Source organism: Blautia sp. LMAG:36 (assembly GCF_008680535.1).
GTDB classification, from domain to species: Bacteria; Bacillota; Clostridia; order Lachnospirales; family Lachnospiraceae; genus Blautia_A; species Blautia_A fusiformis.
The window spans coordinates 547,566-562,719 of the sequence record NZ_NALB01000003.1; the positions used below are offsets into that span (position 1 = coordinate 547,566).

Annotated in this window: 12 protein-coding genes, 1 pseudogene and 1 other annotated feature; of the genes and pseudogenes, 9 read left to right on the forward strand and 4 right to left on the reverse strand. The window is 45.2% G+C overall.

The genetic code is table 11. The features are described from left to right. Nucleotides 1–67: 67 nt before the first annotated feature. The 3 genes and pseudogenes from CCC17_RS02760 to CCC17_RS02770 all read right to left on the reverse strand — a co-directional run. The gene (locus CCC17_RS02760; protein WP_287082468.1) at nt 68–625 is read right to left on the reverse strand and encodes a helix-turn-helix transcriptional regulator; all 558 of its coding nucleotides are present in this window, start codon (nt 623–625) and stop codon (nt 68–70) included. A gap of 345 nt (nt 626–970) precedes the next feature. Continuing rightward, complete coding sequence (locus tag CCC17_RS02765; RefSeq protein ID WP_195456655.1) at nt 971–1,258, reverse strand: hypothetical protein; 288 nt, start codon at nt 1,256–1,258, stop codon at nt 971–973. A 217-nt stretch (nt 1,259–1,475) separates the two neighbouring features. Further along, nucleotides 1,476–2,553 (reverse strand): annotated as a pseudogene (locus CCC17_RS02770) (IS1380 family transposase); the annotation flags it as partial. Between the two features lie 431 nt (nt 2,554–2,984). Between CCC17_RS02770 and CCC17_RS02775 the strand changes: the two are divergent. From CCC17_RS02775 to thrS, 3 genes are all read left to right on the forward strand, one after another. After that, nucleotides 2,985–3,494 (forward strand): SEC-C metal-binding domain-containing protein, encoded by a 510-nt coding sequence (locus tag CCC17_RS02775; RefSeq protein ID WP_021652360.1) that lies wholly within the window; start codon nt 2,985–2,987, stop codon nt 3,492–3,494. Further along, the gene (locus tag CCC17_RS02780; RefSeq protein WP_279201286.1) at nt 3,494–3,976 is read left to right on the forward strand and encodes a YdcF family protein; all 483 of its coding nucleotides are present in this window, start codon (nt 3,494–3,496) and stop codon (nt 3,974–3,976) included. Before CCC17_RS02775 ends, CCC17_RS02780 begins: the two co-directional genes overlap by 1 nt. Before the next feature lie 421 nt (nt 3,977–4,397). Beyond that, nucleotides 4,398–6,359 (forward strand): threonine--tRNA ligase, encoded by a 1,962-nt coding sequence (thrS, locus tag CCC17_RS02785; RefSeq protein WP_287082469.1) that lies wholly within the window; start codon nt 4,398–4,400, stop codon nt 6,357–6,359. A 126-nt stretch (nt 6,360–6,485) separates the two neighbouring features. On the opposite strand, the gene CCC17_RS02790 is transcribed toward thrS, so the two are convergent. Further along, a complete protein-coding gene (locus tag CCC17_RS02790; protein WP_287082470.1) occupies nt 6,486–7,352 on the reverse strand; it encodes a shikimate dehydrogenase in 867 nt (288 codons plus the stop codon). A 297-nt stretch (nt 7,353–7,649) separates the two neighbouring features. On the opposite strand from CCC17_RS02790, the gene CCC17_RS02795 reads away from it, so the two are divergent. The 6 genes from CCC17_RS02795 (at nt 7,650) to CCC17_RS02820 (ending at nt 15,126) form a co-directional block, all read left to right on the forward strand. Next, entirely contained in the window at nt 7,650–8,501 is an 852-nt protein-coding gene (locus tag CCC17_RS02795; RefSeq protein WP_182465473.1) for a sigma-E processing peptidase SpoIIGA, read from the forward strand. 16 nt (nt 8,502–8,517) lie between these two features. Further along, nucleotides 8,518–9,243 carry an RNA polymerase sporulation sigma factor SigE gene (gene sigE, locus CCC17_RS02800; RefSeq protein WP_015527110.1) on the forward strand — a complete coding sequence of 242 codons (726 nt, stop codon included), beginning with the start codon at nt 8,518–8,520 and terminating at the stop codon, nt 9,241–9,243. A gap of 40 nt (nt 9,244–9,283) precedes the next feature. Further along, nucleotides 9,284–10,438: an HD domain-containing protein gene (locus CCC17_RS02805; protein ID WP_287082472.1), complete on the forward strand. Its 1,155-nt coding sequence runs from the start codon at nt 9,284–9,286 to the stop codon at nt 10,436–10,438. Nucleotides 10,439–10,668: 230 nt separating this feature from the next. After that, nucleotides 10,669–10,878: a binding site (T-box leader), on the forward strand. A 158-nt stretch (nt 10,879–11,036) separates the two neighbouring features. Next, nucleotides 11,037–12,476, forward strand: coding sequence for a proline--tRNA ligase (proS, locus tag CCC17_RS02810; protein WP_015527114.1), 1,440 nt, complete (start codon nt 11,037–11,039; stop codon nt 12,474–12,476). A 275-nt stretch (nt 12,477–12,751) separates the two neighbouring features. Next, nucleotides 12,752–14,092: a CCA tRNA nucleotidyltransferase gene (locus tag CCC17_RS02815; RefSeq protein WP_287082473.1), complete on the forward strand. Its 1,341-nt coding sequence runs from the start codon at nt 12,752–12,754 to the stop codon at nt 14,090–14,092. A 59-nt stretch (nt 14,093–14,151) separates the two neighbouring features. Beyond that, nucleotides 14,152–15,126 carry a hypothetical protein gene (locus tag CCC17_RS02820; protein ID WP_287082474.1) on the forward strand — a complete coding sequence of 325 codons (975 nt, stop codon included), beginning with the start codon at nt 14,152–14,154 and terminating at the stop codon, nt 15,124–15,126. The last annotated feature ends 28 nt before the right edge of the window (nt 15,127–15,154 follow it).

Genomic DNA, 15,154 nt, shown 5'->3' on the forward strand with positions numbered 1-15,154 from the left:
TTCTAAAGGGGAGGATATGATAAGTATATCCCGGAACGGCATCTGTTATACAGAAAATATATAAGATTTATTCCCTGTTTTTCTTCCGATATTCACCAGGAGTCATTCCATATGCTTTTTTAAAAGTACGCATAAAATGTTCCGGACTTTCATATCCTACAAGTTCGCAGATCGCAAGATTGCTGAGAGATGTTTCACGCAGGGCGCGGCATGCCTGGTCCAGCTTGATATCCCGGATGATCTGCAAAAACGTGCGCCCGGTACTCTCTCTGATCAGAGTACTGAAGTGAGAAATACTGTAGCCAAAATGCCTCGCAGCGTCACGTAAAGTGACGCTTTGATAGTTGCAGTTCAGGTAGTTTAGGATTTCCGTCACAGATTTCCCGGTGCTGTTCTTTGTAAGGATGGATTCAATATCATTTTCGTGAAAACGCAGCAGCATGGCCCAGAACATGACCAGCATGGAGTTGAGAAAGGTGCAGCTGTATTTGGCGTGGCCGAGATATTCGATATAGAGATTTTCCAGCATGTCATGGATCTGTGCATCATTTCCACTGTGAAAGATCAGATAATTTCCCACGGTCTTGCGGTACAGCACATGGGCAGTTACTGCTAACGGTAACAAAAGCTCATGGGTACCCTGGCAAATACTTCCTGTACAATATAAGCATACTTTTGGCTATGAAATGCTTTTAAACATAGTGGGTATTTTAGATCCCGGTATGCTGTTTCCTGTGACCATCTGAGATGGTAGAGTTCTTTTAAGTGATCCATATCAAAATCCTTTTTTTACAAGGAAATTCCTTAAGTAAATGACATTGGGAGTGAACAGTAACTCTGAAACAGTTAAGACAGGCGGAAAATCCGCCTGCTCTTGACATGCAGATTTGCACCTGTTATATATAAAGAGCAAGGGCAAAAAGCTCTGTGAAAGAACTTTTCACCCTTCATTATCATAGAAGAATCTTATTTACAGACTTTTTCTCACAGTCTCTCTGTAGTTTACTATTGCTTTTTGGGCAGCATCAAAATCCTTTTCTAGTACATAAATACATGTTGTTTCATTCTTATGATCAATTCCCGATGCAAAAGTATGATAAAAAATCAAGAAAAAAAGATTATTGATAAATGTTGCTTTTTTCAATCTGGTTTCATAAGGAATATTATTTTCATTCAACGCTTGTGTTAACCGCACAAGATGATCCATATTATCAGTTTCACATAATTTAATTTTCCCATTATCCTGAATATACTTCATAAAACCACCTCCGTGCTATATGTACATATATAAGAATAAATAATTTCCTGAATCCGTGAAATTCATCCTTTAAGTGAACCAACCTGCCAAGGGCAAGTTGGTTCCATGATAAAAATATACTTCCCTGTCTATTTTCAATACCAATGTCGTGACTCCAAGCGCTCATTGGGCAAAAAAAGGTACACGAAATAAGCCTACTATAAAATTGCTTTGTTACTTATGCGTTTGTGACAGCATATTTCTGACAGATATCAGAAAATATATGCCGCCAGACGTTGCTTTTTCCAAGGCCGATTATCAACTGGCGTGCATGCATGGTTACATGGCTTGCCATCATGATCAGGCTGCTGATAACTGTGCGTAAACGACGGCGTTTAACATCCCTCTTCTGACAAGGTGTTCGTCCTCCAATTGTGCCCTGACCGATCATACGGAGAATGTTATATGCGATCATCCCTAATTCGAGTATCAGTGCATTGGTCGTGAACTTTCCAGATGGAAGTCGCTCCAGATCCATGTCAGTTTTTACCTCACTATGAAACTGCTCGCATTCTCCATGGGCATGATACAGACGGATGATTTCCTCATCCGGGTCACCAAGGTTTGTCCACCAGGTTTCAACTTCAACATCGGGAACCAGATTGAACTGACCATATTTATCAATGGTTCGTTCCGTAATCTCGTAGCCGGTACGGAGTGTAAACTCTTTATTGAACTGCTTATTGGTAACGGTTTTCCAGTCACTGCCTATATAAACAGTTTTTCCATCTCTGGGGCTGTTTATATTCTGGCAGTACTGCTTTGCCATTTCAAACCAATCATCCGTGCTTTCCCGGCGAAGGTTCCGCTTGATAATAAAAAAGCAGCCTGCATCCATCAGAACAGCAACAGTGTCGATGGAGTCATTGCCGGAATCAAGGCGAATCAACAGCGGCTTATCTGTCAGTTTGTGGCAAAGCGTTATTGTTTCCTGCGGAAATTCAACCGTCCCCTTCTGACAATGCTGTTTTCCTTCACGGAGTTCGAAATTGATGGCGTACCCCTCTGTATCTATATATGCCATCATAGGCGCATAGCCGTCACCCCTTTGTAGGTTCGTGAAACACCTTCCTTTTTGGATTTCGAATTATCCATAGGTGTCACGTCGATATCTACCGGAACAAGACCATTTGCAAGAGCTGTCGGTTGTATTTTGTTTGTAAGGAGCATCTCAACATTCTGCCCATGCAAAGCATTCCAAGGTAAGTGAGTACAATATCACCGTTCTTAATCTGATGCTGAGACCGGTTGGGTGAATAATGATATTGAACAACAGAGTATCGCAAAATCTTGAAATTATAGGATTTAAGGAGCCTGTGAAGAAATCAACTTCACGGATTCAGGGAAGATATAAAAGTGGAGCTGCATAGAGCAGTTCTAAACTGATTTAATTTTAGCAAAGAAGGTGATGCCTGCCAAGAGGAAAACACAAATTTATGCACATTTTTTTAGAGAGGGAATCCGTGTAATCATTCAATGTGGATAACTTTCCTAAATTTATAAGAAATGTGTAAATATGTGAAATCACAAAATGGGTAGGCTATAAAATAAATTTACCTTTCAAAACTGATATGAAACAGATGTATTTGATTTCTTCGCCAAAAGATGATATAATAAATAGAAATTGCGAAGCGGAATATAAATCTCCGTCTTATTTATCTAAAATTTTGGAAAAGAGGATCAGACAATGAGCGATATGACAATTCTTGAGCAGTGGCGTTCCATTGCTTATAATCAGAATGCAGATAAGAATAAGCTTCAGCGCTTCTGGGCAAATTATTTTAACATTGAGAAGAATATTTATGAGCAGCTTCTTGAGAACCCGGATGAGATCGTTTCCGGAACTGTAAAAGAGCTTGCTGAGAAATACGGTCAGGATGTTATGACTATGGTTGGTTTCCTTGACGGAATCAATGACAGTCTGAAGGTTCCGAACCCGATCGAGACTATGGATGAGGATACCAAGGTAAACCTTGCATTTGATAAAGAGGCACTCTATAAGAACATGGTAGATGCCAAGGCTGACTGGCTTTACAATCTTCCTCAGTGGGACAAGATCTTCACAGAAGAGAAAAAGAAAACCCTCTACATGGAGCAGAAAAAATCCGGCACAGTTGTGAAACCGCACAAGGTCGGAAGAAACGATCCGTGCCCATGCGGAAGCGGCAAGAAATACAAACACTGCTGCGGAAGATAATGAGCGTAAAGAAGAATCTGGATTACATTATCGTGTTAGGTGCCCATGTGGACGGAACACGGATGACACTTGCCCTTCTGGAACGAGCCAGAAGGGCTCTTCTTTATCTTGAAGAAAATCCGGGTACGAAGGCAGTGCTATCCGGAGGAAAAGGCGATGGAGAAAACATTTCCGAGGCAGAGGCCATGTATCGTTATCTTACCGGTCACGGAATAAACAGGGACAGACTGATACGGGAAGAGGAATCTACCAGTACAAAAGAGAATTTGGAATTCAGCCGCAGAAGGATCGGAACCACAGACTGTTCCGTAGGCGTGGTGACGAACAATTTTCATGTATGGAGAGGAGCAGCCATTGCAAGAAAATGTGGATTCCGGGAAGTGGCCATGGTACCTTCCAGGTATCGAAGCTGGCGTCTTTTTATTTACATTCCCCGTGAGATTCTGGCCATTATCAAAGACAAACTCATGGGAAATCTGTAGATCTGTGCGAGAAGAGAAATCTCAAAAATTTTGTCAACATGCGTTGACAAATAAAAATACTGCGCTTATAATGAACCACAGAAAAAGAAATAAAAAACACGTTGACGAGACGAGTAAGCTGTGAAACGTTACAGAGAGAGATGTGAAGTGCTGGAAACATCTTATCGGGAAACAGCCGAAGACTACCTCCGAGTGGCCCCAATCCGGTCCGGTGATTCCGTTATCATCATAATTGAGAGGCTTTGCATCCTGGCATGACCGGGCAGCAGAGCAAGCAGGGTGGAACCGCGAGAATGAATGAACTCGTCCCTTACAGTATGTGATGTGCTGTGAGGGATTTTTTTATTGCAGAATCTCTTGCAAAAGCAGACACATACTGTGTACCATAGAAACTTCATTTAAAATGAAAGGAGAAACAACAATGATCATTACATTAAAAGACGGCTCAAAAAAAGAATATGCAGAAGCAAAAGCTGTGATCGATATCGCATATGACATCAGCGAAGGCCTTGCACGTGCTGCATGTGCAGGAGAAGTAAACGGAGAGGTCGTAGATCTTCGTACAGTTCTTGACAGCGACTGTGAGCTGAATATCCTTACAGCGAAAGACGAGAAGGGCCTTGCAGTTCTCCGTCATACAGCATCTCACGTAATGGCACAGGCTGTACAGAACTTATACCCGGAGGCAAAGGTTGCCATCGGACCATCCATTGATACAGGCTTCTACTATGATTTCGACCACGAGCCATTTTCACGTGAGGATCTTGACGCCATTGAGAAAGAGATGAAAAAGATCATCAAAAAAGGCGCAAAGATCGAGCGTTTTACAAAATCCCGTGAGGATGCCATCGCATACTTTAAAGAGAAAAATGAGCCATACAAGGTTGAGCTGATCGAGGATCTTCCGGAGGGAGAAGAGATTTCCTTCTATTCACAGGGAGACTGGACAGACCTCTGTGCAGGCCCGCACCTGATGAGTGTAAAAGGCGTCAAGGCATTCAAGCTTCTTTCTTCTTCCAGCGCATACTGGAGAGGCAGTGAGAAAAACGCAATGCTCACACGTATCTACGGAACAGCCTATGCTACAAAGGATGAGCTGAAAGAGCATCTGGAGCAGATGGAAGAAGCAAAGAGACGTGACCATAACAAGCTTGGCCGTGAGATGAAGATCTTCACAACTGTAGATGTGATCGGACAGGGACTTCCGCTTATCATGCCAAACGGTGTGATCATAATGCAGGAGCTTCAGCGCTGGATCGAGGATGAGGAGACAAAGCGTGGATATGTAAGAACAAAAACTCCTCTTATGGCAAAAAGCGATCTTTACAAGATCTCCGGACACTGGGATCATTACAAAGATGGTATGTTCGTACTTGGTGATGAGGAGAAGGACAAAGAGGTTTATGCACTTCGTCCGATGACATGTCCGTTCCAGTACTATGTATACAAAGCAGAGCAGCATAGCTACCGTGATCTGCCGATCCGTCTCGGCGAGACCTCCACACTGTTCCGTAATGAGGATTCCGGAGAGATGCATGGCCTGACACGAGTTCGTCAGTTTACTATTTCCGAGGGACATCTGATCGTAAGACCGGACCAGATGGTAAAAGAGTTCAAAGACTGTATCGCACTTGCCCAGTACTGTCTGCAGGTACTTGGTGTTGAGGAAGATGTAACCTATCATCTTTCCAAATGGGATCCGACAAACAAAGAAAAATACATCGGTGAGCCGGAGGTATGGGAAGAGACAGAAGGCCATATCCGCCAGATGCTTGAGGAGCTGAACATTCCATTCACAGAGGATGTGGGCGAGGCTGCTTTCTACGGACCGAAGGTTGATATCAACGCAAAGAACGTATACGGAAAAGAAGACACCATGATCACGATTCAGTGGGATGCACTTCTTGCAGAGCAGTTTGATATGTACTATATCGATGAGAATGGTGACAAACAGCGTCCGTACATCATCCACCGTACATCCATGGGATGCTATGAGAGAACACTGGCATGGCTCATTGAGAAATACGCAGGAATGTTCCCGACATGGCTCTGCCCGGAGCAGGTTCGTGTGATCCCGATCTCCGAGAAGTACAACGATTATGCACAGAAGGTTGAAGCTCAGATGAGAGAAGCAGGAATCCGCTGCTCTGTAGACGGACGTTCCGAGAAGATGGGATACAAGATCCGTGAGGCACGTCTTGAGAGAGTACCTTACATGCTTATCGTTGGTGCAAAAGAGGAAGAAGAGGGTAAGGTTTCTGTAAGAAGCCGCTACCTTGGTGATGAGGGAATGAAAGAGCTTGGTGAGTTCATTGACTTCATCAAAGAAGAGATCAAGAACAAAACAATCCGTAAGATCGAGGTTCAGGAAGAGAAGAAATAAACAAAACAGATGATTGACGGATAAATAAAAGGCGACCCGTGTGATAGGCGGGCCGCCTTTATTTTTGATCCGGCAATATTGAGGCCACGCTGTGATGCGGAGGCGGTCAGTATTGCCGGATATTTTTTATTTAAAATATTTCTCCCTCACGAGCTCAACCGGCATGTCCAGTCCGGTCCAGATGTGGAAAGCCTTTACACCCTGGTGGAGCAGCATGTACATTCCGTTAAAGGTCGGACATCCAGCTTCCCGGGCTTCCCTGAGAAGTCTTGTTTCTCTTGGTTCATATACAACATCGGCTACGGTAAGCTCCGGATGGAACAGAGTCTTGTCCGGGATCACGGTGCCTGTCACATCCGGAACCATTCCCACAGAAGTTGCATTGATGAGGAGATTGCTTTCCTCCAGTGCGTCCTTCAGCGCAGTGTGATCATCCATCTCATGAAGGATCATCTCACATTCTGTCATATGAGACATTTTTTCTGCCATGGAAACGGCGCGTTCCCAGTAACGGCTGGTAGGACGTGCAAAAACATGGATCTTTTTTGCACCCTCCAGGGCGGACTGGCCGCAGATCGCCATTCCGGCACCGCCGACGCCCATAACGGTGATGGTGCGTCCTTTTACATCACAGCCGGCATCTCTGGCAGACTGGGTAAATCCATAACCATCCGTATTAAACCCCTTTAATTTTCCGTTGTCGTTGCGTACGGTATTTACCGCTCCGATCAGCTGGGCAGTGGGAGAAAGCTCGTCCAGAAGCTCCACGATCTTATTCTTGTTTGGCATGGTCAGGTTAAAGCCCTTGATCCCACAGGCTTTCAGTCCTTCCACAGCCTGGGGAAGGGTCTCCTCTGTTACATCAAAACAGAGATACACATAATCAAGTCCAAGATAACGGAATGCCTCATTGTGCATTAAAGGTGATACGCTGTGTGCCACGGGGCTTCCCAGAAGGCCGGTAAGCCCGGTATGTCCGGTAATATTGATCATTGTTCGATTCCCTCCTGTATCTCATAAAATAGAATTTCTTTACGAAATATAATAAAAAATATTTTAGCACTATAAAGTGCGAAAATCAACAAATACAAATATTGTACGGAAATTTATACATTTTTGTCGCCGATTCATAGAAAAAATCTATAAATGTCGAGGCAGACAGAAACGACCCGATAAGTTAGAAGAATCGACATCCGGATTTGACAAAATATGCAAAGAGCCTGCCCTATAATAAATACACTTACCAAAGTTGAGAATCGATGGCAGACGAAACAGCAGTGGGGGAAGCTTATGTATCAGAGGATGTACATAGATATCGTTTTTATGACGAATTTCCTTATGGATTACATGCTTTTAAGACTTGTGGGAAAATTTCTGCATCTTGATGGGAAACGCAGAAGATGTGTGATATCCGCTGCCTTTGGATCTTTTGTATCCTGCCTGCTTGTATGTGCACCTTTTAAGATCATTTTTCCTGCCGCTGTACTAATCCATGGCGGCTGCGCTTTTTTTATGGCGTCGTTTGCTTTTCGACTGAAAAAAGGCGGCCTTCTTGTAAAAACCATTCTGGCTCTGTATTTCACAGCTTTTGTGGTTGGCGGGATCTATCAGGCACTGGAAACGGAAAGAACCATGACGGTGAAAATATTTCTGCTTTTTCTGGCAGGGATTTATGGCACACTTTATACTCTGGGATGTGTGACCGAGACCTTCCGGTTTGGAAGAAGAAATATTTTTCCGGTCACTTTGAAATATCAGGGGAAGCTGCAGCAGACATACGGCTTTTATGATACCGGAAATCTCCTTATGGATCCTGTGAAAAAACAGCCGGTATCGATCATCAAACAGGAACTCCTGGGAAGCCTGATATCGAAAGAGCAGGTGAAAAAACTGATGGATATTAAAGATAAACCAGAGGCACTGGAAAATACAGGATTTGTCAGTCTGCAGCCGCATTTTCTGAGCTGCCATACCGCAGATGGAAAAAAAGGACTGCTGCTGGCAGTGATCCTTGATGAACTTCTGATCCAGACTCCCGAAAGGGTGGTACATGTAGGAAAACCGGTGCTTGCCATAACATCCGAGCCCTCAGCTTTGGGAGAAGAGTACGAGATACTTTTGAATTCCAGACTATTAAATTGAGAAGGGGGCTTATGTTATGAACAGAGCAGCTGCAAGATCCTATCCGTTTCAGGTGATCCGGAAATTTATGTTCAATCGTCCGGGAGAGGTTTTTTATATTGGTGGAAATGATATCCTTCCGGCGCCGTTGTCAGCGGAACGGGAGGCTGAAGTGATCGAAATGCTGGGAACAGAAAAGGAAAAAGAGGGAAAGTCGGTTCTGATCGAGCACAATCTACGGCTGGTGGTTTATATTGCAAAGAAATTTGATAATACAGGGGTAGGTGTGGAGGATCTGATCTCCATCGGAACCATAGGGCTCATAAAGGCTATCAATACCTTTGATCCGGTAAAAAATATCAAGCTTGCTACCTATGCATCACGATGTATCGAAAATGAGATCCTGATGTATCTGAGGAGAAACAGCAAAACAAAGATGGAGGTTTCCATTGATGAGCCGCTGAATGTGGACTGGGATGGAAATGAGCTGCTACTTTCGGATATCCTGGGAACGGATGACGATGTGATCTCCAGACGTCTGGAAGATGAGGTGGAGATCGCACTTCTTGGAAAAGCCATCAGCAAACTGACAAAGCGGGAACAGATGATCATCCGTCTGCGATTCGGTATCGGAAACCGGGAAGGAAGCGAGAAAACACAGAAGGAGGTAGCGGATCTTTTAGGAATTTCGCAATCCTACATTTCTCGCCTGGAAAAGCGGATCATGAAGCGGCTGCGGAAAGAAATCGTAAAGTATGAATAGATGAAACCGAAAAAAACGGTTTACCGGACAGGTTTCCCTTATGGAGGAAGTAAAACCAAAAAATATTTTTGAGACACCACAGGGAGATGAGCGTCTTGGATGGACCGGTGATGCAGAAATCTTCTGCCGTACGGCATGCTTCCTTGAAAATACCTATTCCTTCTACCGAAAATGGCTCCGTGATGTGGAGGCAGACCAGACAGGGGAGGACGGTGTCGCCCATGTTGTTCCGGATATCATTTCCGAAAACGAAGGGGATAACTGGCTCTTTGAGCAGGGAAGTCATTCGGCAGCAGCGAGAAGATTTAAAATTCCGGGAAATACAGTAGAATTCGTCAGAGACCTTCGGTATAATAAATACAGAGTGTTTACAGAACTACAGAATGAACAAAAGAAGGGATGTGGCAGAATGATCGACATTGCACATGCAAAACAGGAATTCGAAAAATATCTGGATGAGTACGACCGGGAGGATGAACAGATCTATCTGAAGATCGTACATACCTATGGAGTGGTGAAATACGCAGGAGAGATCGCCAGAAAAATGGAATGTTCCGATGAAGATGTGGAACTTGCGGAGCTGATCGGTCTGCTTCATGATATTGGCCGTTTTGAGCAGATCCGTAGATTTCACAGCTTTGAGCCGGGGACCATGGATCATGCAGTGTTCGGTGCAGAACTTCTTTTCGGGGAGGAGAAGCTGATCCGGCGCTTCGTGAAGGATGATAAATTTGATGAACTGATCGATGCAGCAATTCGGAAACACAGTGATTTCAAACTGGAAGGAATCCACGATGCCAGAACACTTTTCCATGCAAAATTGATCCGTGATGCCGATAAGCTGGATAATTGCCGGGTGAAGCTGGAAGCATCAATAGGGGCCATGTTTGGTGTATCAGAAGAGGTTGCCGGGGAAGGGCTGATCTCACCGGCAGTGTGGGAGTCCTGTCTCAGAAGAGAATCCGTGTTATCCGCAGACAGACATGTGCCGGTGGATTACTGGGTATCTTATCTTGCACAGTATTATGATATTAATTTTCCTGAGACCTGTGAGATCATCGAAGAAGAGGATTATATCACCAGGATCGCAGGCCGGTTGACTTACCAGGAGCAGGATACCAGAACTAAGATCCATATTCTCACAGAAGATCTGAACAGGTATCTGGAGATGCCGGCTGTGTCTGTGAAGGAATAGGATCATAGCAGTTACTGTTCACTGGCAATGTTCCGCGAGGTGTTTTTTGTGAGCGAAGGTCACAGAAAACCCGAGACATACCGCGCGAATTTATGCGATTAGCATAAATTCTGTGCATCGCGAAGCGTGTTACTGAGAACGGAGTGAGCAGTAACTCATAGCAGAGAGACTTGTTATATTTTTTTGTTTGGGGTTGACTTTGAGGCGGTTTTCACCTAAAATATATCAGAGATACGGCGATGATGAGAATAGTACACAGGGAATTATCTCAGAGAGGGATCTGCTTTGGTGGAAGGATCCTGTGCGTGAACTGTGGAACCGGCCTCGGAGCTCTGCGTGATTGAAGCGTGGCGTGTGTTTCCGGCGTTAACGGGTGTTGAGAGAACAGCTTTTCTGGCTGTTAACTGGGGTGGTACCGCCGAAGTCATTCGGTCCCTTGTGAGGGATCCGGAGGGCTTATTTTTTTGTCCGTAAAACGGGACTGTAAATGTAGTGTACGGTTTATGGGACATAAGAGCAAGCTGGAAGGATTCCGGATTGCTGTGGCTGCCTGACAGCCGGCAATATGTAACAGATCACAAGAAAAAGGAGATTTATCATGGCAAAAGAAAAGAAATTAGTACAGGCCATCACATCTATGGATGAGGATTTTGCTCAGTGGTATACAGACGTTGTTAAGAAGGCTGAGCTTTGTGGCTATACAAGTGTTAAGGGCTGTATGGCGATCAAACCTGCAGGTTATGCGATCTGGGAGAATATCCAGCATGAGCTTGACCGCAGATTTAAAGAGACCGGTGTAGAGAATGTTTACATGCCGATCTTTATTCCGGAGTCTCTTCTTGATAAAGAGAAAGATCATGTAGAAGGTTTTGCTCCGGAGGTTGCATGGGTGACTCATGGCGGCCTTGATCCGCTGCAGGAGAGACTTTGCGTGCGTCCGACTTCTGAGACTCTGTTCTGCGATTTCTACCAGAAAGAGATCCAGTCTCACAGAGATCTTCCAAAGGTATATAATCAGTGGTGTTCCGTTGTACGCTGGGAGAAGACAACACGTCCCTTCCTTCGTTCCAGAGAGTTTCTGTGGCAGGAGGGACATACTGCTCACGCAACAGCTGAGGAAGCGGAGCAGCGTACCATCCAGATGCTGAACATCTATGCAGACTTCTGCGAGGAAGTTCTTGCGATTCCGGTCATCAAAGGCCAGAAGACAGATAAAGAGAAATTTGCAGGTGCTGAGGCTACTTACACCATCGAATCTCTGATGCACGACGGTAAGGCTCTCCAGTCCGGTACAAGCCATAACTTCGGAGATGGCTTTGCCAAAGCATTCGGAATCCAGTACACAGATAAAGATAACACACTGAAATATGTTCACCAGACATCCTGGGGAATGACAACCCGTATGATTGGTGCTATCATCATGGTTCACGGTGATAACAGTGGACTTGTTCTTCCTCCGAGGATCGCTCCGGTACAGACTGTGATTATCCCGATCCAGCAGCGTAAAGAGGGCGTTATGGAGAAGGCTGACGAGCTTCTTGCAGCACTGAAGGCAGCAGGTATCCGTGCAAAGGTTGATGCGACAGACAAGAGCCCGGGATTCAAGTTTGCTGAGCAGGAGATGCGTGGTATCCCGCTTCGTGTGGAATGTGGACCGAAGGATATCGAGAATGGCCAGGCAGTTCTCTGCAGAAGAGATACCCGTGAGAAATACACAGTATCCTTCGAGGAGCTTGCAGATAAGGTAAAAGAGCTTCTGGATACCATTCAGCATGATATGCTGGAGCGCGCACGTGCACACAGAGAGGCGCATACTTATGTAGCAAAGAATTATGAGGAGTTTGGCGAGATCATCAACAGCAAGCCTGGCTTTATCAAAGCTATGTGGTGCGGAGATCGTGCGTGTGAGGACAAGATCAAGGAAGATTTCCAGGCAACATCCAGATGTATGCCGTTTGAGCAGGAGCAGTTAAGCGACGTTTGCGTATGCTGTGGAAAACCGGCTAAGAAGATGGTTTACTGGGGACGCGCATACTAAAAAATATAGCAGGCCACTTCAAAAAAGTGGGACGATCATATTGTAGAAACAACGGCGGGGCAAAATATGCTCCGCTGTTTTTATGAATCTATGTTATAATAGCGTTAAGGAAAACATATCAGAATATTATTCGGCTGCTGACATGGAGATAATACAGCGAAATGTAAACGTGTTTTGAACGCAGATCGCGAAGCGACTGCGTTCATGAGCAAGTAGCGAAGCGGATTGCGAATGTCCGCTTTACCGGACAGCAGCGATCATCAAGAGGAGTTATTATGACGATAAACATACCACAAAAGGCAGAACAGATCCTGTGCACTCTCAATGAAGCCGGCTATGAGGCATATGTTGTTGGCGGCTGTGTCCGGGATTCCATCCTGAACCGGGTGCCTGGGGACTGGGATATCACTACCTCCGCACTTCCGGAGCAGGTGAAGGCGCTTTTTCACAGAACTGTAGATACGGGGATTCAGCATGGAACAGTAACTGTAATGATGGGCAAAGAGGGCTTTGAGGTGACAACCTACCGTGTAGACGGAGAATATCATGACGGCCGCCACCCGGATGCCGTGACCTTTACCAGAAGTCTTGAGGAAGATCTGAAACGAAGAGATTTTACTATTAACGCCATGGCTTATCATCCGGAGCATGGACTGGTGGACCTGTTTGGCGGAATGGAGGATATCAATAGGAAGATCATCCGTTGTGTCGGGGAACCGGTGGAACGTTTTACAGAGGATGCTCTTCGGATGCTCCGTGCAGTGCGTTTTTCCGCACAGCTTGGTTTTACTGTGGAAGAGAATACGAAAGCGGCACTGGCACGGATGTCGGGGAATCTGGAGCATGTCAGTGCAGAGCGTATCCAGACAGAGCTTGTAAAGCTTCTGGTATCAGATCATCCGGATTACCTCCGGACAGCCTGGGAGACAGGCCTTACCCGGGAATTTCTTCCGGAATTTGATGCTTGCATGGAAACAGCGCAGAATACCCCCCATCACTGCTGCAGCGTAGGCGAACACATCCTGAAAAGCCTTACGGAGATTGAGAATGACAGGCTTCTTCGTATCACCATGCTTCTTCATGACATTGCCAAGCCGGTTGTAAAAAAGACAGACGAGAATGGAAGAGACCACTTTAAGACTCACGGACCGGCAGGCGAGAAGCTGGCAGGAAAGATCCTGCGCCGTCTGAAATTTGATAATGTAACGATCCGAAATACCTGTCGGCTGATCCGGTATCATGATCTTCGTCCCACACCGGACGCCGAGGATGTGCGGAGAGCTGTGAATCTTATCGGAGAAGAGCTTTTTCCGCTGTATCTGAAAGTACAGAAGGCAGATCTTTTATCCCAGAGTACTTACAAGAGGGAGGAGAAGCTGGCACGGTTAGGCGGTGTGACGGAAGCTTATCAGGGGATCCTTGAAAGAGGAGAATGTACATCCCTGAAAACCCTGGCAGTTTCCGGAAAGGATCTTATAAAGGCAGGACATCCGGCCGGACCGGCACTGGGAGCGCTGCTCGAAAGACTTCTTGACTGTGTGCTGAAAGATCCAACCCTTAATACAAAAGAAAAACTTCTTGAAACAGCAGAAAAAGACAGCATAAAAACCGAATAGAATAACAAAAATCCCCCCTGCATAAGATAGAACGTAAAATAAGGCAGGGGGGAACTTTTTTGTATGATTATGGGTTGAGCGTGCTGGAGCAGTATGGGCTTACGGCTTCATTCTCCGTCAGGGTGCGGGGGGCACTTCTGTGCCGGACAGAAAAAGGTCCGGTGATACTCCGGGAATTTCATGGCTCGGAAAAAAAGCTTTCCATGCAGCAGCAGCTTCTTGAAAAAATGAAAGAACAGAACTGTCTTGTGGACGCTTATCTCAGAAACAGGGAAGGCGTACTGGTAAGCAGGGACAAAGATTCTGTTCCATATACTGCACAGGTCTGGTTTGAGGGACGGGAATGTGACACGAGATCCGAAAACGATATTTTAAAAAGCATCCGGACTCTGGCGCAGATCCACAAGATCATGCAGCTTCCTGTGGAAATGGATTACGCGGGAAGAAATCTGCAGGAAGAATACGTCCGGCATAATCAGGAAATGAAAAAAATACGTCGTTTTATCCGAAAAAAAGGAGCGGTCAATTCTTTTGAGAAAGATTATCTGAAAAGCGTGGAATGGTTTCTGCAAAAAGGAGAAGAAGCGGCAGCTATGCTGGAAACCACGGATTATAAAAATCTGCGGCAGCAGTCTCTTCAAAGCGGCAGTATCTGTCATGGCGAATATAATCAGCATAATGTGCTGATGCTTGGGAAAAACACAGCGGTGACGAATTTTAGCCACTGGAGCTTTGATGTGCAGATGGCAGATCTGTACCGCTTTATGCGGAAAATCCTGGAGAAATACAGCTGGGATCTGCACCTCGCGCAGAAGATGCTTTCTGAATATGATTCCGTGCGGCCGCTCTCAGAGTCTGAGTGGCAGAACCTGAGAGTCCGGTTCTGTTATCCGGAAAAATACTGGAAACTGGCAAACCATTATTATACACATAACAAGGCTGTGATCTCCGGAAAAAATGTGGAAAAGCTGAGAACCCTGATTTATCAGAAAAAACAGTGGGAGGAATTTTCAAAACAGTGCTTCAGACAGTAATGATTCTGAATGTAACGAAAACAAAACT

Excerpts from the sequence above, each read along its gene's own strand:
- CCC17_RS02765 (WP_195456655.1), bottom strand. The coding sequence starts at position 1,258 with ATGAAGTATATTCAGGATAATGGGAAAATTAAATTATGTGAAACTGAT.
- CCC17_RS02775 (WP_021652360.1), top strand. The coding sequence starts at position 2,985 with ATGAGCGATATGACAATTCTTGAGCAGTGGCGTTCCATTGCTTATAAT.
- CCC17_RS02780 (WP_279201286.1), top strand. The coding sequence starts at position 3,494 with ATGAGCGTAAAGAAGAATCTGGATTACATTATCGTGTTAGGTGCCCAT.
- thrS (WP_287082469.1), top strand. The coding sequence starts at position 4,398 with ATGATCATTACATTAAAAGACGGCTCAAAAAAAGAATATGCAGAAGCA.
- CCC17_RS02790 (WP_287082470.1), bottom strand. The coding sequence starts at position 7,352 with ATGATCAATATTACCGGACATACCGGGCTTACCGGCCTTCTGGGAAGC.
- CCC17_RS02795 (WP_182465473.1), top strand. The coding sequence starts at position 7,650 with ATGTATCAGAGGATGTACATAGATATCGTTTTTATGACGAATTTCCTT.
- sigE (WP_015527110.1), top strand. The coding sequence starts at position 8,518 with ATGAACAGAGCAGCTGCAAGATCCTATCCGTTTCAGGTGATCCGGAAA.
- CCC17_RS02805 (WP_287082472.1), top strand. The coding sequence starts at position 9,284 with ATGGAGGAAGTAAAACCAAAAAATATTTTTGAGACACCACAGGGAGAT.
- proS (WP_015527114.1), top strand. The coding sequence starts at position 11,037 with ATGGCAAAAGAAAAGAAATTAGTACAGGCCATCACATCTATGGATGAG.
- CCC17_RS02815 (WP_287082473.1), top strand. The coding sequence starts at position 12,752 with ATGACGATAAACATACCACAAAAGGCAGAACAGATCCTGTGCACTCTC.